At 66.7% G+C, this 16,894-nt stretch carries 16 protein-coding genes; 5 read left to right on the forward strand and 11 right to left on the reverse strand.

Annotation, left to right across the window (positions count from 1 at the left end; translation table 11 throughout):
* Positions 1 to 22: 22 nt before the first annotated feature.
* The gene (betC, locus tag HY058_08295) at positions 23 to 1,615 is read right to left on the reverse strand and encodes a choline-sulfatase (protein MBI3497291.1); all 1,593 of its coding nucleotides are present in this window, start codon (positions 1,613 to 1,615) and stop codon (positions 23 to 25) included.
* 118 nt (positions 1,616 to 1,733) lie between these two features.
* On the opposite strand from betC, the gene HY058_08300 reads away from it, so the two are divergent.
* Together HY058_08300 and HY058_08305 are read left to right on the forward strand one after the other, a co-directional pair.
* Entirely contained in the window at positions 1,734 to 2,654 is a 921-nt protein-coding gene (locus HY058_08300) for a LysR family transcriptional regulator (GenBank protein MBI3497292.1), read from the forward strand.
* 27 nt (positions 2,655 to 2,681) lie between these two features.
* Positions 2,682 to 3,284, forward strand: coding sequence for a hypothetical protein (locus HY058_08305; protein MBI3497293.1), 603 nt, complete (start codon positions 2,682 to 2,684; stop codon positions 3,282 to 3,284).
* On the opposite strand, the gene HY058_08310 is transcribed toward HY058_08305, so the two are convergent.
* The 6 genes from HY058_08310 to HY058_08335 form a co-directional block, all read right to left on the reverse strand.
* Positions 3,263 to 3,628, reverse strand: coding sequence for a hypothetical protein (locus tag HY058_08310; protein ID MBI3497294.1), 366 nt, complete (start codon positions 3,626 to 3,628; stop codon positions 3,263 to 3,265). The two genes, HY058_08305 and HY058_08310, sit on opposite strands and share 22 nt — an antisense overlap.
* A gap of 26 nt (positions 3,629 to 3,654) precedes the next feature.
* The gene (locus HY058_08315; protein ID MBI3497295.1) at positions 3,655 to 4,581 is read right to left on the reverse strand and encodes an ABC transporter permease; all 927 of its coding nucleotides are present in this window, start codon (positions 4,579 to 4,581) and stop codon (positions 3,655 to 3,657) included.
* Positions 4,578 to 5,534 (reverse strand): ABC transporter permease, encoded by a 957-nt coding sequence (locus HY058_08320; protein ID MBI3497296.1) that lies wholly within the window; start codon positions 5,532 to 5,534, stop codon positions 4,578 to 4,580. The genes HY058_08315 and HY058_08320 overlap by 4 nt, the downstream gene beginning before the upstream one ends.
* 297 nt (positions 5,535 to 5,831) lie before the next feature.
* Positions 5,832 to 7,508: a peptide ABC transporter substrate-binding protein gene (locus HY058_08325; protein MBI3497297.1), complete on the reverse strand. Its 1,677-nt coding sequence runs from the start codon at positions 7,506 to 7,508 to the stop codon at positions 5,832 to 5,834.
* A gap of 75 nt (positions 7,509 to 7,583) precedes the next feature.
* A complete protein-coding gene (locus HY058_08330; protein MBI3497298.1) occupies positions 7,584 to 8,243 on the reverse strand; it encodes an orotate phosphoribosyltransferase in 660 nt (219 codons plus the stop codon).
* Positions 8,244 to 8,339: 96 nt separating this feature from the next.
* A complete protein-coding gene (locus HY058_08335; GenBank protein MBI3497299.1) occupies positions 8,340 to 8,759 on the reverse strand; it encodes a GFA family protein in 420 nt (139 codons plus the stop codon).
* Between the two features lie 129 nt (positions 8,760 to 8,888).
* Between HY058_08335 and HY058_08340 the strand changes: the two genes are divergently transcribed.
* The 3 genes from HY058_08340 to HY058_08350 all read left to right on the forward strand — a co-directional run bounded on the left by HY058_08340 (position 8,889) and on the right by HY058_08350 (position 12,564).
* Positions 8,889 to 10,151, forward strand: coding sequence for an MFS transporter (locus HY058_08340; protein ID MBI3497300.1), 1,263 nt, complete (start codon positions 8,889 to 8,891; stop codon positions 10,149 to 10,151).
* Between the two features lie 193 nt (positions 10,152 to 10,344).
* Positions 10,345 to 11,124, forward strand: a complete 780-nt coding sequence (locus HY058_08345) for an enoyl-CoA hydratase/isomerase family protein (GenBank protein ID MBI3497301.1) — start codon at positions 10,345 to 10,347, stop codon at positions 11,122 to 11,124.
* 258 nt (positions 11,125 to 11,382) lie between these two features.
* Positions 11,383 to 12,564, forward strand: a complete 1,182-nt coding sequence (locus HY058_08350) for a CoA transferase (GenBank protein ID MBI3497302.1) — start codon at positions 11,383 to 11,385, stop codon at positions 12,562 to 12,564.
* Here the strand turns inward: HY058_08350 and HY058_08355 are convergent.
* The 4 genes from HY058_08355 to HY058_08370 are packed head-to-tail and all read right to left on the reverse strand — an operon-like array spanning position 12,553 to position 16,887.
* Positions 12,553 to 13,359: a GNAT family N-acetyltransferase gene (locus tag HY058_08355; GenBank protein ID MBI3497303.1), complete on the reverse strand. Its 807-nt coding sequence runs from the start codon at positions 13,357 to 13,359 to the stop codon at positions 12,553 to 12,555. The genes HY058_08350 and HY058_08355 overlap by 12 nt on opposite strands.
* Positions 13,356 to 14,333 carry an ATP-binding cassette domain-containing protein gene (locus tag HY058_08360; protein ID MBI3497304.1) on the reverse strand — a complete coding sequence of 326 codons (978 nt, stop codon included), beginning with the start codon at positions 14,331 to 14,333 and terminating at the stop codon, positions 13,356 to 13,358. The genes HY058_08355 and HY058_08360 overlap by 4 nt, the downstream gene beginning before the upstream one ends.
* Positions 14,333 to 15,325 (reverse strand): ABC transporter ATP-binding protein, encoded by a 993-nt coding sequence (locus HY058_08365; protein MBI3497305.1) that lies wholly within the window; start codon positions 15,323 to 15,325, stop codon positions 14,333 to 14,335. The genes HY058_08360 and HY058_08365 overlap by 1 nt, the downstream gene beginning before the upstream one ends.
* Positions 15,322 to 16,887 (reverse strand): gamma-glutamyltransferase, encoded by a 1,566-nt coding sequence (locus HY058_08370; protein MBI3497306.1) that lies wholly within the window; start codon positions 16,885 to 16,887, stop codon positions 15,322 to 15,324. Before HY058_08370 ends, HY058_08365 begins: the two co-directional genes overlap by 4 nt.
* Positions 16,888 to 16,894 lie beyond the last annotated feature (7 nt).

Here is a 16,894-nt window from a genome sequence, read left to right on the forward strand (position 1 = left end):
TGGTGGTGGGTGTCGAAGCGGTTCATGGCGGGTAGGTCCGTCGCGCCGGCCGCGCCGTATCCGGGCGCAGCCGCACCTGGAAATCGTCGTTGTAGTTGGAGGCGCTGGGATTAACCGGACTGGGGCGAAAATAACGGTCATGCGACGGCGCGCGCCCGGCGTAGTCCCACGTCGTGACCGTCCCGACCGCATTGGCCCGGTCGACGATCCGTCGTCGGCGTTGGCTATCGACCACAGCCTGCGTCAGTGCCGCCACGTTCCATGTCCGTTCGAGCCGGTCATGGAGCTGACGGAGGCTCTCCGCATGGGCCGGGTGCCCGGCCAGATTCTCTCGCTCGAACGGGTCGGCGTCGAGGTCATAGAGGAGCGGCGGGTCGGTTTCGCAATGAATGTATTTGAGTGAGCCCTCGACCACCATCAGGCAGGGCGCCGAGGTGCCCTCGCAGGTCATCTCGGCGAAGGCAAGGTTGGGCCAGGCGTGCGTCTGGCCGAGGAGCAGCGCTCGCAGGCTGTGTCCATCGGTGCCCGTTGCGATGGCGCCGTTATTGGATTGCGGATCGGCCAGATCGATGAGCGTGGGGAACAGATCGACGAGCGATACCGTTCGGTTGCACCGGCGCGCGGCGAACCGCTGCGGCGCGTTGAAGATGAGAGGAATGCGCATCGCCGGCTCGAAGAAGGATCGCTTGAACCACAGACCGCGCTCCCCCAGAGCCTCGCCGTGGTCCGACAGGAAGACGACGACGGTTTCTTGAGATAGACCGGCCGTGTCGAGCGCCGTCAGCAAGTCGCCGATCCGGTCGTCGATATAGCTGATGGCGCCGTAATAAGCGTGACGCGCCAGCTTCACCTGCGCCTCGGTCAGGCCGGCAGCGGCCACGGCGATATGGTCGTAGAGCCGTTGCGAATGCGGGTCGAGCCGGTCGCGCGCCAAGGCCGGCACTTTCGGCAGGTCGATATCCTCATGGCGATAGCGGTCCCAATAACGCCGCGGGATGGCGAAGGGATCGTGGGGGTGGGTGAACGACACGAACAGACAGAAAGGCCTCTGATCGTCGCCGCGGGCGTGATCGTGGATCTTGCGGACGGCCCGGAATGCCACCTCGTCATCGAAGTCGAGCTGCACCGTGCGCTCGTAGATTCCGGCGGCGCGCACGCCTTGAGCCTCACCCGCCGCCGCCAGCAGCCGGCCGCCGGTGCTATCCGACGACGCGTCGTCCCAATTTGCCGTCCAGTTGAAGTCGGACGGGTAGATGTCGGTCGTCAGTCGTTCCTCGAACCCATGCAGCTGATCCGGCCCGATGAAGTGCATCTTGCCGGCAAGGCAGGTCTGATAGCCGAGGATGCGCAAATAGTGGGCGAAGGTCGGCACCGAGGCCGGGAACTCGGCGCCATTGTCATAGGCGCCGATGCGCGAGGCGAGCCGTCCTGCGAGCATCGAAAATCGCGAGGGCGCGCACAGCGGATAGTTGCAATAGGCCCGCTCGAACACCACGCCGTTCCGAGCCAAGCGGTCGATGTTGGGCGCCTTGACGATGCGGTTGCCATAGGCGGCGAGCGCCCGCGCGGTCAATTGGTCGGCTTGGATGATCAGGAAGTTCGGCCGTCGCTCCATTCCCTGCCCCCGTGCCGCAGCGGCATGGAGATGCTGGGCCGATGGCGATGGCCGGACAAACCATTTATCCTGCGGCTGAGGCATAGATATTCGGGGCCTCGCCATGGCTGCACCGTCAATGAGACCGGGCGTTCCACCGCTCAATGCGCTTCGCGCCTTCGACGCCGCCGCCCGCCATGAGAGTTTCGTGCGGGCGGCATCGGAGCTGGGAGTGACCCCCGGCGCGGTGGCCCAGCAGGTGAAGGCGCTGGAAGTTTGGGCGGGCTGCGTCCTGTTCGACCGCAAGCCCCATGGCGTGCAGTTGACCGCAGAGGCTCGCACGGTCATGCCCAAGGTCGAGGCGGCGTTCGATGCCATTGGCCTTGCCGCCACCGCATTGCGGCGATCGGCGGCTCCGGCCCGCATACGGATCGCAGCGCTGCCGAGCGTGGCCCAGCTCTGGCTTTCGCCGCGTCTGCCGGCGCTTCACGCGGCATTCCCCGAGTTGACGATCTCGGTGTCGCACCGCCCGAACGCGCCGAACCTCAGCCGCGAGCCTTACGACGTCGCGTTGTTCTTCGTTGCGTCCGCGGGTGAGGGCGATACGGCGACGGTGCTGGCCACCGATGCCTTGTTCCCGGTCTGCTCGCCAAAGATCGCCGATCGCCTGCAAACGATCGCAGACCTCCGGGGCGAGACGCTGCTCCACGACGAGCGTTGGTGCGAGGATTGGCGGCGCTGGCTTGCCGCGGTGGGCGAACGCCGGGTCGATGCCCGCTCCGGTCCCACCTTCTCGCTCTATAGCCTGGCCTTGCAGGAAGCGATGGAAGGGGCGGGGGTTCTGATCGGACATGCGCCGTTGGTCGAGCGCTCGCTCGCTCGAGGCGATCTCGTGGTGCCTTTTGGCCAGCGTGTGCGCTCCGAAGCGCGCCTGTGCGCTCTCATGTCGAGGGAGCGGCTGCGGGTGGATCCGGCCAAGCGTCTGGTCGAATGGCTCGTCCGCTCGGCTGCTTCTGGTGCTGCCACGCACCAGGACCTGGCGTCGACGGCGCGGCTCTAGCGTGATTGCGCCGCCGCGATAACCGCAATGACCGATTTCAAGCTCAATCTGGGATGCGGCGTCAAGCACCTGTCGGGGTGGGTCAATGTGGATCGCGATGCAAGGTTCAATCCGGACCAGGTCCATAACCTCGAAGAGCTGCCCTGGCCCTGGGCCACATCATCGGTCAGAGAGGTGCTGTTGTCCCATGTGCTGGAACATCTCGGTCAGAGCTCCGACACGTTTCTTGCGATCATCCAGGAGCTCTGGCGCGTGTGCTGCCACAATGCCCTGATCACGATCATGGTGCCGCATGTCCGCAGCGATGCCTTTCTCGCCGACCCGACCCATGTGCGTCCGATCCTTGCCGAGGGCCTGGCGCTTTTCGATCAGCGAGCCAACCGTCACTGGCTCGAGCGGCAGCAGTCGAACACGCCGCTCGGGCTGATGCTGGGCGTGGACTTCCGCATCGAAGCCGTCAACCTGCTGCTGACCGAGCCTTGGATCGCCAAGCTGAAGAAGGGCGAGATCACCGAGGCCGGGATCGATGAGGCGGCGCGCACCTTCGGCAATGTGGTCGAGGAGGTGACGATCCGCTGGCGCGTGGTGAAGGCCGATGACGCCAGCGTTCAGCGGCAATCGGCCGAATAGTCCCAGCCTTCCTGCTTGCGGCGGGCATAGAGCTGGATCGGCTGGTCGATCGTCGTGTAGCACTCGAACAAGGGCACTGTGACCAGGCTCACGATCACCAGCTGCACCCTGTCGCCCTTGAACAGAACGCCGGCAAGACAGCCCCGCGTGCTCTCACCCTTGCCCAAGCGGAAGGTGTAGCGCTCACGGCTCTGCGTCACCACGCGCCCGAACAGCATGACCTGGGAGACGTTGCGGACGAGGAAGCAGGATTGCTGCCTGCCCGGGCCGATCTGCGCGGCGGCCGAGATCGCCGCCGAGAGCGAAGCGACCAGCACGACCAGCGTCAATCGGAGTCGAGCCATCGCAGTCCATCGCAAGGGTGCCGGCGCTAGCGTCCCCCGGTGCGCGGGTCGAAGGCGTCCTGCAGGCCGTCACCGAGGAAGTTCAAGGATATCACGGTGACGAAGATGGCGAGTCCGGGATAAATCGCCTGGGTCGGCTGCGACCAGATCAGCTCTTGCGCATTGGTCAGCATGTTGCCCCAGGAGGGAATCGGCGGCTGGATCCCTAATCCGAGAAAGCTCAACACCGATTCGAGCAGGATGACGTTGCCGCTGGCGAGCGTGGCCGCAACCAGGATGGGCGAGAGCGCGTTCGGCAGGATGTGGACGATGAGGATGCGGGGCGTGCTGGCGCCCTGGGCGATCGCGGCCTGCACGAAATCGCGCTCACGCAGGCTCAAAGTCGCTCCGCGCACCAGCCGGGCGACCGTGGTCCAGGTGAAGAGCGAGATGATGAAGACGATGCGATAAAGGCTGATATTGCCGGAGGCAACAAAATCCTTGGAGAAGCCGAGCTTGGTCAGATCGACCGCGGCCAGCACGATCAACAGCGGCAAGAGCGGCAAGGCGAGCCAGGCGTCCGCCAGCCGCATCAGCACCGCGTCAACCCGGCCGCCATACCAGCCTGCGGTCAAGCCGACGGCGGAGCCGATCGAGGCGGCGCAAAATGCCGTCACCATGCCGACGAACAAGGAGACCCGGCCGCCATAGATGAGCCTGAGCAGGAGGTCGCGGCCGAGATCGTCGGTGCCGAGGGGATGCTCGGAGGAGGTGGGCAGAAACCGGCTCAACAGATCGGCCGTGGTGTGGTCGAAGCCCATGCGCTCGGAGATGAGCGGGGCGGTGAGCGCCAAGCCGGTCAGCACGAAGAGCACGGCGGCGCTGGTCAGCGCCAAGTGGTGGCGGCGAAATCGGCGCCAAAAGAGCTGTGCCGGGGAGAGCGCGGGCGGGATGTAGGCTTCGGCGACGGTCATCGGTAGGAGATCCTGGGATCGAGCGCCGCATAGGCGAGATCGGCCGCGAAGTTGGCAACCATCACCATGAGGCAGGCGAAGAGCAGCCCGATGAGGGCGACGTTGAAGTCGTTGCCGAGGATCGAATCGTAGATGAGCTTGCCCATGCCGAGATAGGCGAACATCGTCTCCGTCACCAAGGCGCCGGAGAACAAGGTGCCGAACTCGAGCGCCATCACGGTCACCACCGGTATGAACGCGTTCTTGAGCGCGTGGCGCCAGACCACGCGATGCTCGGCGGCACCCTTGGCGCGCGCCGTGCGGATGTAGTCCTCGCGCATGACCTCGATCATCGAAGATCGGGTATAGCGGGTGACGGCGGCGATGTTGAGGAGGCCCAAGGTAGCCACCGGCAGCACGAGATGGCGCAGCTTGTCGATGATGCCGCCGGCGCCGGTGGGATCGCCCATGCCGCTCGCTGGCAGGATGCCGAGGATCACGGCGAAGATGATGATCAGCACCAGGGCCAGCCAGAAGGACGGCAGCGAAATTCCCGCGAAGCAGGCCAGGTTGATCGCCTGGTCGACGAACGAGCGCGGCCGCCTGGCGGCAAATACGCCGGCCGGGACGGCGATGCAGATGGAGATCGAGAGCGCGAGCAAGACCAGCCGCGCGGTGTTGGCGAGCCGGGGCAGCAGGATGTCGAGCACCGGCTTCTGGTGCAGCCTGGAATAGCCGAAATCGCCCTGCACCGCATCGGCGAGCCAGGTCAGATAGCGCTCCACCAGCGGTCGGTCGAGGCCGTAGAGCTTGCGCAAGCGCGCAGCGTCGGCGGCGGTCATGTTCGGATCGCCCGACAGCATGATGTCGATCGGATCGCCGGGCATGAGCCCGATCAGCATGTAGATCACGAACGACATCGCCAGCAGGACGATCAGCCCCTGGATCACTCGCTCGGCGAGGAAGCGGGTCACCGGCCTAGGTCCGATGCCGGCGCGCAGTGCGAAGACCCTCACCCGCCTCGCATGCGCTCGGCACCGTCGGGGACGGCCACGCCGGATCCTCCCGGTGCGGCGTTGGGGACGGGAGGACCCGTCCCCAACCGTCCCGACCCCGCGGTGCGGGAGAGGGGCTCCAAACATGCCGCCCTATGCCCCTCTCCCGCATTGCGGGAGAGGGAGGGACCCGCGCATTGCGCGGGAGGGTGAGAGTTCGTGCCCGGGTCACGTTCCGGCCCCCCCCCATTCATTCCGGGGGGGAACCAGTACCGCTCAGCTCGCGCCCCAGACCTGGGCCCAGTAGCTGGTGCCGTATTGATGGCCGGTCGGCACCACGCCGGTCAGCCATTTCGGGATGATGAAGGGATCGGCGCGGAAGTAGAGCGGCAGCACCGGCAGCTCCTCGGCATAGATCGTCTGGTACTCCGCCCACAGCTTGCCGCGCTTCTCGCGGTCGAGCTCGACCTCGAGCTTGTCGATGAGCTCATCCATCTTCGGGTTCTTGTAGCCCGGGTAGTTCTGCCCGGCCCAGCCATTCGCCTCGGTCGGGATATGGGAGGAATGGAACTGGGTGCGGGGCGAGTTTTCCGGTGAGGAAATCCAGGCATACATCGCCATGCCGGTGTATTTGCGCATGCGCGTGGTCTCGCCGAAATAGACGCGCGCCGGCTCGTTCTTGATGAGGATCTCGACGCCGACCGCCTTCCACTGGCTCTGCAGCACCTGCTCCACCAGCTCGCGGGTGCGATTGCCCGCTGTCGTCATCAGCTCGAAACGGAGCCGGTCGCCCGCGGCGCTGTGCCGAAAGCCCTCCTTCATCACATTGAAGCCCGCGGCATCGAGCAGCTCCGCCGCCTTCTTGGTGTCATAGGGATAGGCCTTGACCTGCTTGTCGTAGATCCAATCCAGAGGATGGATCGCCGTATCGGCGACCGGCTGCTTGCCCTCGAACAGCTGCTGGGTCAGCTTGCCGCGGTCGAGCGCGTACAGAAGCGCCTGGCGCACCCGCTTGTCCTTGAGCAGCGGGTTGTCGAGGTTGAGGTCGATGTGCTCGTAGAGCAGCCCCGGCTTGAAGTTGTAGCCGTACTGGCTGGCGAAGCGTTTCTGGAAGGTGATCGCCTGGTCGATGGTGACGCCGAGCTCGCCCGAGACGTAGTCGACCGAGCCCGACAACAGGTTCGCCTCCATCGCCGCCGTGTTCTCGATCAGCTTCAGCACGATCCGCTTGTATTGCGGCTTCTCGCCATACCAGGTCGGATTCGGTTCGAGCACGATGGTGGCGCCGATCTCGAAATTGGTGACGCGGTAAGGGCCGAAATAGAGCCCGGGATTGGTTGGGCTGGTGTCGAAGGCGGTCTTCTTCTTGTAATCCGCCGGAACGGCGAAGTTCGCCCGATCCAGGTGCTCGGGAATGAGCCGGAAATCGGTGTCGACGTTGTAGGAATATTTCAGCTTCTTCTTGTGGAAGGTGAAGGTCTTGGCGTCCTTGACATCGATCGAGGCGATGTTCTGGAACTGCTCGAGATTGGCGACGCCGGTATCGGGATGCTTGCCGACCTCCCAGGTGAAGACCACGTCCTTGGTAGTGACCGGCGTGCCGTCGCCCCAGGTCGCCTTGGGATTGAGCGTGTAGGTGATGGCGACCCCATCGGTGCCGTCGGCTTGCTTTTCGACCTTGGCAAGGCCGTTCTCGATCGTCGGTAGCTCGGTGCAGAGCATGCACACGAGCTTCCACTGATCGTCATAGGCCGACAGCGGCCGGCCGGCGAAGGCGAGGATGTAGGTCTTCGCCAGCATCGAGTCGATGTGCGGATTGAGTGTGGGCGGGAACTGGGTCATGCCGACTACCAGCTCGCCGGGTTTGGCCGGGGCGGTCTGCTGCGCTTGGGCGGCGGGGATGCCGAGGGCGAGCCCGGCCGCAATCAACAGAGAGAGGGCATGGTTGCGCATAGTCGGAGCCTCACTGTTCTGTTCATTGGTGAGGACTATAGCGCAACCGAAGAGCGAGGCGGAAGGCGAGGAGGCTCAAGCCTTCCGCGACTGCTTCTCCGCCCAGGCATCGGGGTCGGCGAGGAAGCTCCGGACCTGGCCGATCTTATCAGCGCTGTAGCCGCGGCTGGGTGCGACCTCCAGCACGTCGGCCCAGGTGGCAAGGCCGTGCAGGCTGACACCCCTGTCGTTCAGGCTCTCGATCGCCTTGGGAAAGGTCCCGTAGTGGAAGATCACGAAGAGATGCGCGCATTTGGCGCCGGCGGCATCGAGGGCGTCGAGGAAGACATGCTTCGAGCCGGCATCGGTCGCCAGGTCCTCGACCAGGAGCACCCGGGCGCCGTCGCCGAAGTCACCTTCGATCTGAGAATTCCGTCCGAAGCCTTTGGATTTCTTACGAACATAGAGCATGGACAGCCCCATGCGCTCGGCCATCCAGGCGGCAAAAGGAATGCCCGCGGTCTCGCCCCCGGCCACCGCATCGAAGGCCTCGTAGCCTGCCGCCTCGGTCACCAAAGCGACGGCCATGTCCATGAGCTTCGCCCGCGCCCGCGGAAAGGAGATGATCTTGCGGCAATCCACATAGACCGGCGACAGCCGCCCCGAGGTGAAGGTGAAGGGCTCGTCGGGACGGATATGGATGGCGCCGATGTCAAGAAGGATGCCGGCGGTGGTGCGGGCGGTGGCCGTGGTCATGGGCGGTCTCGGAACTCCCCAAGGAAGGCTCCGCCTCCCCATGGGCGAAGCCGGGCGATGCTCTAGCAGGTTCCCCGGGCCCGGGGTAGGGCGGGGCTAGCCGAGGACCGGACTGTCCCGGCCCATTGCGTGGCGCGGAATCCCGCTGCCAAGCCCGAGCCAGCGATGCCGCGAGCGCTCCCAGACGGAGCGCGCCGGTTGCGGATAATCCGGGTCGGTGAAGGCGCCGATGGCCACACCGAACCCATCGGGATACATCTCTGCCTCCCAATACACCGTGCTGCCGCAGCCCGGGCAGAAATGATTGGTGACGGCACCGCCGGATTCAGCCCGGCGCCTGTAGGCGGTGCTGGCTCCGGCGACGCTGACCTGGTTCTTTTTGTAGTAGGCCCCAACGCCGAACGGCGACCCGGTGCGACGCTGGCACTCGGTGCAATGACAGGCGACGACGACCATGGGCTCGCCGGTAACCTCGGCCCTGAGACTGCCGCAGCCACAGCGCGCAATCCTGCTCATTATGTCCTCCCCCAGCGGTTGCGTGGGCTGAATGGTGCCGCGGCGTCGTGCCCGGCGCAATTGGCCGAGATTGCCGGCGCGGTTCTGCGATAGACTGCCCGGCGCTTCAACCAGCGGGGCTTCCTTTCCATGGATGCCGCCTCCGTCGTAAGCCGCTCCGGCGGTGACAATCTTGGCCGGGATGTGCGTGTGGTCGCCGTCGTCAGCGCCGCACATTTCTTCAGCCATTTCTTCCAATTCATCGTGCCGTCCTTGTTCCTGGCGATCCAGGCGAGCTATGGCGTCAGCTTCGCCGAGCTCGGGTTGGTGATGACGATCTTCTACCTCTGCTCCGGCACCGGGCAGACCGCCGCCGGCTTCCTGGTTGACCGGATCGGGCCGCCGCTTGTGCTGGCTGCTGGTCTCGGGCTCCTGGTCGTGAGCGTGGCCGCGATGGCGCTGGTGCCGGAATTCTGGCTCATGTTCCCGATGGCGGCCCTGGCCGGCTTCGGCAATAGCGTCTTCCATCCGGCCGACTATTCGATCATGAGCCAGCGGGTCACCTCTTCCCGGATCGGGCGCGCCTTCGCCATTCACGCGTTGTTCGGCACCCTCGGCTACGCCGCCGTGCCGGTCGTCATGGTCGCCCTCATCCAATTCATGTCTTGGCAGCGCGCCATGCTGGTGGGCGTGCTTGCCGGCGCCTTGGTCTGGCTCCTGGTCCTGAGTCAGGTCCGATTTCTCGCCGGGGCAGAGACGCGGCCGAAGGCGAAGGCCGCAGCCGCCGCGGATGCTTCGCCCTTTGCCGTGTTCCGCTCCGCTGCGGTGTTCGTTTGCTTCAGCTACTTCCTCTTAATGGCCGCACCGCAAGTCGGCATGACCAGCTTTCTCTCGGCCACGCTCAATCGCCTGTTCCAGACCCCGATCGAGGCAGTGGCGGCGGCGCTCACGCTCTATCTCGCCGGCAGCGGCTTCGGTACCCTCATGGGCGGGTTCCTCGCCGATTGGACCCGCCACCACGAGCGCGTGGTGATTCTCGGCGTTGCCTGCGGCACGGTGATCTTTTTCGCCGTCGGCATGATCGCTTTCGATGCTCCCGCGCTGGCGGTGGTCCTGGCGCTCGCCGGGCTCAGCACCGGAGCGACCAACGCCGCCCGCGACATGCTGGTGCGCTCGGTCGCCACCTCGACGACGACCGGCAAGGTCTTCGGCTTCGTCTATTCCGGCTATGACCTCGGTGCCGCCCTGGCGCCGCCTATTCTGGGGTTCCTGCTCGACCGCGGGCTCGACGCCTGGGTGATGCCGGCGGTCGCGTTCAGCACCATCCTCGCCATCCTCTCCGCGCTGGCGCTCGCCTGGCAATGCCAGTCTCCGGCGCCCGCCGCCGCACCAGCAGCTTCCATCCCGCGCTAAACGTTTTGCAGTCGATGGCCCCCACCCCAACCCTCCCCCAACAAGTTGGGGGAGGGAGTTGAAGGATCGCGTCTCGCTCCCTCCCTCGCGCGCAAGTGCGGGGGAGGGCCGGGGTGGGGCATCGCGGTGCTTTGGCATGCGGGGCGGCGGCCTGCTAGGCTCGGCGTCCAATTCGCCGATAATGGAAACCCCCATGTCCGACGTCGTGCTGGTCGCCAAGGATGGTCCGATCGCGACCGTGACCTTGAACCGCCCGGAGAAGCTGAACGCGCTCAACAAGCCGATGTGGGAAGAGCTCGGCCGGATCATGGGCGCGCTGTCTGAGGAGGACGGGCTCCGCTGCGTCGTCATCACCGGCGCCGGCGAGAAGGCCTTCGGTCCCGGCGCCGACATCGCCGAGTTCGAGGCCGAGCGGGCGAATGCCGCCCAGGCCCGCGCCTATGGCAAGCTCATGCACCGGACCATGGCGTCCGTCGCCGATTGCCGCCATCCGACCGTGGCCATGATCAAGGGCATCTGCGTGGGCGGCGGGCTCGAGATCGCGCTCATGTGCGATCTGCGCATCTGCGGGGAGTCCTCGCGCTTCGGCGTGCCGATCAACCGGCTGGGCCTGGTCATGGCCTATCCCGAGATCGAGGCGCTGATCCAGCTCGTCGGCCGCTCGACCGCGCTCGAGATCCTGTTCGAGGCCCGCGTGTTCGGCGCCGCCGAAGCCCTGCAGAAGCGGTTGGTGAACCGCGTGGTCGCCGACGACAAGGTCGAAGAGGAGGGCTATGCCACCGCCAGGCGCATCGCCGAAGGGGCTCCCCTGGTCAATCGCTGGCACAAGAAATTCGCCAAGCGCCTGGCGCGCCCCGAGAGCCTCAGCGAGGCGGAATTCGCCGAGGGCTATGCCTGCTTCGACACCGAGGACTACCAGACAGGCTTTCGTTCCTTCCTCGCCAAGACCAAACCCGCCTTCAAGGGGCGCTGAGTGGCCGCCAAGAAACCCCGGAAGAAACGCACGAAGGCGCCGAAGCCGGCCAGGAAGGCGAAAGCCGCAAAGCGCCCGGTTGCGGCGAAGCGACCGCTCAAAGCCAAGCCCAAGCCCAAATCAAAGCCGCGAGGCAAAGCGCCGGCCGCGAAGCCGGTGCCGAAGCCCAAGAGCACCCGCCAAGAGCCTGCGGCGGAGCCGAGCCGGGGCGGCGACGGGGCACTGGCGGGCCTACGCGTGGTGGAGCTGGCGCATATCATGGCGGGACCCACCTGCGGGCTGATGCTGGCCGATCTCGGCGCCGATGTGATCAAAGTCGAGCGGCTGCCCGCGGGCGACGACACCAGGCGGCTGGTGCCGCCGAAGCAGGGACCGGAGCCGATCGCCGAAGCGGCCGCCTACCTCATGATGAACCGCAACAAGCGCGGCATCGCCGTCGACCTGAAGCAGCCCACGGGCCGTGCCGTGCTGAAGCGGCTGATCAAGGGTGCCGATGTCTTCATCGAGAATTTTCGCAAAGGGGCGATGGAGCATTACGGCCTCGGCTATGAGGTGCTGCGCTGGGACAATCCCGGGCTCATCTATTGCGCCTTGTCCGGGTTCGGGCGCACTGGCCCCTATGCCGATCGCGGCGGCTTCGATCTCATCGCCCAGGGCATGAGCGGCCTCATGAGCATCACCGGGGAGGGCCCGGGGCGGCCGCCGGTAAAGGTCGGCTCGCCGGTGACCGACATCACCGCCGGCATCCTGGCGGCCATGGGCATCCTTGCGGCCTTGCATCGACGCCGGGAGACCGGCCGCGGCCAGATCGTCGATACCTCGCTGTTCGAGGCCGGCATCGTTCTCACCTATTGGCAGTCGGCGATCGCATTCGCGACCGGTGCCGCACCGGGAGCGCTCGGATCGGCCCATCCCTTGAGCGCGCCTTACCAGGCCTTCGAAACCGAGGACGGCTGGATCAATGTCGGCGGCGCCAACCAGGCGAACTGGCTGAAGCTGGTGGACGCCATCGGCCAGCCCTCGCTCGCCAACGATCCCAGGTTCAAGGACAATGCCGCGCGCAAGGGCAACCTCGCCGCGCTCGTCCAAGAGCTCACTTTCATCCTCCGCCGGCGCAAGACCGAGGAATGGCTGTCGATCCTGGAGATGGCCGGGGTGCCGGCCGGTCCGGTGCTCGACGTCAAGCAGATGCAGGCCGATCCGCAAGCGCTCGCCCGCGGCATGGTGACCGATGCGCCCCACAGCCGCCTCGGGCCAGTCAAGACCATCGGCCCGCCAGTCAAGCTGTCGGAGACGCCGGCCCGGATCCGCCGCGGTGCCCCGGTCATGGGCGAGCACACGGTGGAAATCCTGGGCGAGCTCGGCTACAGCCGGAAGGAGATCAAGGATCTCGCCGCCGTGGGCGCGGTGCTCATCGCCGAGCGCGCCTTACGGGTCTGATCGGGTCCAGAAGGCGGGTGTGCAGAGAACGCTGAGGCCCGCCCGCAGCATATTGCGGTGGCTCGACGACAGATAGGCAGCGCGAGACCAGATGATATCCGCGCCGGCTTCGGCGGCGAGATTGAAGCAGTTTTGCAGCAAGGCCGTCTGCACGCCCTGTCGACGCGAGGCCGGACGCGTGGCGGTAAGGGCGATATAGGCGATGCCATCGGCGACATGGAGCACCGCCGTGCCCGCCGGCCCGCCAGCGAGCCGCGCCAGCAACATGGTCCAGCCCGGCAAGCCCAACCATCCCTGCATATTGCGCTTGGCGCCATCGCGATCCTGCGTCGGCATCGACCACGCTTCGAGATGGGCGTCGAGGAACGTCTCCATGCCGGTCTCGGAGTCGATCGTCTCGATCGGAACGCTGGGCGAGGCTCGTCGTGGTGCCGCCCAGCTCACGCTATCGAAGCGGGATTGCATGAACCCGGCCTGACCGAATGCTTGGGCCAACGCCGGACCATGCCGATCCGGCATGACGTCGAAGCAACCGCGCACGCCCCGCTCGCGGAACCAGGCGGCAGCACCCGCAACCTTGTCCGCATCGGCCTCGCCGAAGCCGACGGCCCGATTGAGCCAAGGCGAGGGGACGCCGCGAACGGCGAAGGCGTGCGTGCCGCCCTCGCTCCGCGTCTCGGCGCCATAGGGATTGCCCGGCCAGCGGCCGATGACGGCAACGCGGGCGCTGGTGTAGGCGGTATCGGAGGCGATGATGCGATCGATCAACCCGTCCGGAGGAACGGTCGGGGTCACGGCGCAAAATGGCAGGCGACGCGGTGATCGGCGCCGATCGGGCGCAAGGAAGGCGGGTCGCTCGCGCAAACCTCGCGTGCGATCGGGCAGCGCGTGCGGAACGGGCAGCCCGAGGGGGGATCCGCCGGGCTCGGCAGATCGCCCTGAAGCACGATCGGCTGGCGGGCGCGTTGCGCCTCGGGGTCGGGCACCGGGATCGCGCTCAACAGCGCCTTGGTATAGGGGTGCGCCGGCGTGGCGAAGAGTGTTTCGACCGGCGCCTCCTCGACGATATGGCCCAAATACATGACGGCGACGCGGTCGCTCACATGGCGCACGACTGAGAGATCGTGGGAGATGAAGAGATAGGCAACCCCGAGTTCCCGTTTGAGCTCCATCAGCAGGTTCAGGATCTGCGAGCGCACCGAGACATCGAGCGCGGAGACCGGCTCGTCGCAGATGATGAGCCGCGGCTTGAGGGCGAGCGCGCGGGCAATCCCGATGCGCTGGCGTTGGCCGCCGGAGAACTCGTGGGGATAGCGCTTGGCATGTTCGGGCCGGAGCCCTACCAGCGACAACAGTTCGGCAACGCGCCCTCCGAGCGCGGCACCGCTCAGCATCTTGCGCACCAGCAAGGGCTCGCCGACGCTCTCGCCCACCGTCATTTTCGGGTCGAGCGAGGAATAGGGATCCTGGAAGACGATCTGCATCTCGCCCTGGGCCTGACGCAGAGCTTCGCCTTCCAGCAGGGTCAGATCCTGGCCGCGGAAGAGAACGCGTCCTCCCGTCGGCTGCAGCATGCGCAGCACGGCATAGCCCGTGGTCGATTTGCCGCAGCCGCTCTCGCCGACAAGGGCGAAGGTCTCGCCGGGTTGGATCTCGAAACTGATGCCGTCGACGGCTCGCACCATGCCGACGGGCCGTCGCAACAGCCCGCTCAGGATCGGAAAATGCACGCGGAGCTGGCTCACTTCCAAGAGCGGCGCCCCGGTCATCAGACGCTCACGCGGTCGAGGTCGCCGACCCGCTCGGAGTGCCAGCAGGCGGCGCGATGCTGGCTCGCGCCGCTGGCCGCCAAGGGCGGAACCGCGCGGCGGCACTCGGCATCGGCCAGCGGGCAGCGCGGGTGAAAGCGGCATCCGGGCGGCCATGACCTGAGATCGGGCACCGTTCCCTCGATGGTGCTGAGCTTGCCGCGGCGCTCGCCGTCGAGGGCCGGCAGGCTCTTCAAGAGGAGCTTGGTATAGGGGTGGCGCTGCTCGCGAAAGAGCGTGAACACGTCGCCTTCCTCGACGATGCGCCCGGCATACATGACGGCAATGCGGTCCGCCATGTCGGCGACCACGCCCATATCATGGGTGATCAGCAGCATGGCGGTGCCGGTCTCGCGCCTGAGCTGCTTCATCAGGGCTAGGATCTGCGCCTGGATGGTCACATCGAGCGCCGTCGTCGGCTCATCGGCGATCAAGAGCCGCGGCCGGCAGATGAGCGCGATCGCGATCATGACCCGCTGGCACATGCCGCCGGAGAGCTCGAAGGGATATTGCTGAAGCCGGCGTTCAGCATCGGCGATGCCGACCTCTGCCAGCATGGCGAGCACGGCGGCAGTGGCCTCGCCGCGGGAGACCCGGCGATGGGCAAAGAGCGCCTCGACGATCTGCGCCCCCACCGTCATCAGCGGATTGAGCGAGGCGACCGGCTCCTGGAAGATCATGGAGAGCGCGCTGCCGCGCAGACTCGCCATCGCCTCCTCATCGCAGCGCCCGAGGTCCTGCCCGGCGAGCTTGACCGTGCCGGCGACCTGGCGGGCCGCCGGCGGCAGGAGACGCATCAGCGCCCGCGCGGTCAGGCTTTTGCCGCAGCCGCTCTCGCCCACCAGCGCCATAGTCTCCCCGGCGGCGATGGCGAAGCTGAGCCCGTCGACCACCGGTGCCTCGCCGATGGTGACCTTGAGGTTCTCGACCTCAAGGAGCGGAGCGGCGCTCATGTAAGCGCGTCCTCGGCGATCGCGGTAGGCCACGGCGTCGTCACATGCGCCATGCCGCAGTTGCATTGCTCGCTCCCGTCATGGCGCACCGCATTCGGCACCCCGAACTGCACGGGATAGACCGTGTCCTCGACGCGCGCCACTTCGAAGCTGCGGGCGAGAGCGGCGACGGCGCCGGCTTGCATGCGCGTATCGCAGAGCACCTTGCGCGTGCTGGCATCCAGGCGCGGAACGTGGAACGCTTCCTGGAGGGACATGCCGAAGTCGAAGAGGAACGAGGTCAGCTGCACCAGTGCCGGAACGATCTGCCTGCCGCCTGCGGCACCCATGGCGAGGCCCGGCCCGCGCCGGCCGGTGGCGATGATGGGACACATATTGGCGAGCGGTCGCTCGCCCGCGGCGATCGCGTTCGGCCGGCCCGGCCGCGGGTCGAACCACATCATGCCGTTGTTCATCACGATGCCGGTCGCCGGCAGCGTCACCTTAGAGCCGAAACGCGACAACAGGCTGTTGGTGAGCGCCACCATCATGCCGTCGGCATCGATGACGCTCACATGGGAGGTGCAGCCGGGATCGTTGGTGATGCCGGCATGGCCGAAGCTGGAAAGCCTGCGTGCATAGGCCTCGGTGATGGCCTTGGCGTAGGTGACGAACGCCTCGGGCCCGAGACGGCCATCGGCGAGGTCGGCCTCGGCCAGCATCGCCATCGCCGCGAGGTAGGTGGGCCCGCCGGTGAGCCCGGGCATGGCATGGAGGTGAACGCCGCGGTAGTCCAGGCGCGCTGGCGCGACGATGCGCGCCTGGTAGCTAGCGAGGTCGTCGGCAGCGATGGCCGAGCCGCCGGCGGCGAGGTCGGCCCTGAGGAGTCGGGCGATCTCGCCTTCGTAAAAATCCCGCGGGCCCGCTTCGGCAAGACGCCGGAGCGTGCGGGCAAGCGCGCCGTTGGCCAGTCTCTGCTCGCTCACGCGCTCGCGCGCCACCGGAGGTCGTCCGCCCGGCAGGAAGATGGCGCGCGTCGCCGGAAATTCCTCGAGTCCGCTCGCCTCGACGGCGATGGTGAGCGAGGCGAACCAATCGACTTGCATCCCGGCCTCGGCCATCGCCAAGGCCGGTGCCACCAGCGCGGGCCAGGGAATTCGCCCGAAGCGCTCGGCGGCAAGCCCGAGACCCGCGACCGCGCCGGGAACGCAAATCGACTCATAGCCCTTGATGTTGCGGTCGCCCGCGACCTTCGGCCATTGGAACCAGTCGAGATCCTCGCCCTCGACGATGGCATAGCGCGCCCGATCGAGCCGCTGCGGCGAGACCATGCCGAAGTCGATGCCGTGGACAGCGCCATCATCGGCCTTGCGCACCAGCATGAAGCCGCCGCCGCCAAGCCCGCTGAGCCAGGGTTCGGCCACGCCCACCGCCAGCGCGGCGGCGACTGCCGCATCGACCGCATTGCCGCCTCGTGCCAGCATGCGGGCGCCGGCTTCCGCGGCGAGCGGATGCTGTGCTGCGACGACGCCTCGTTTTGACGTGGCGGCGCGCTTGGAGACGACCCAGCCTGGCGTGTCCATGCGCTTA

The organism is Pseudomonadota bacterium (genome assembly GCA_016195085.1).
In the GTDB taxonomy this organism is placed as follows: Bacteria; Pseudomonadota; Alphaproteobacteria; order SHVZ01; family SHVZ01; genus JACQAG01.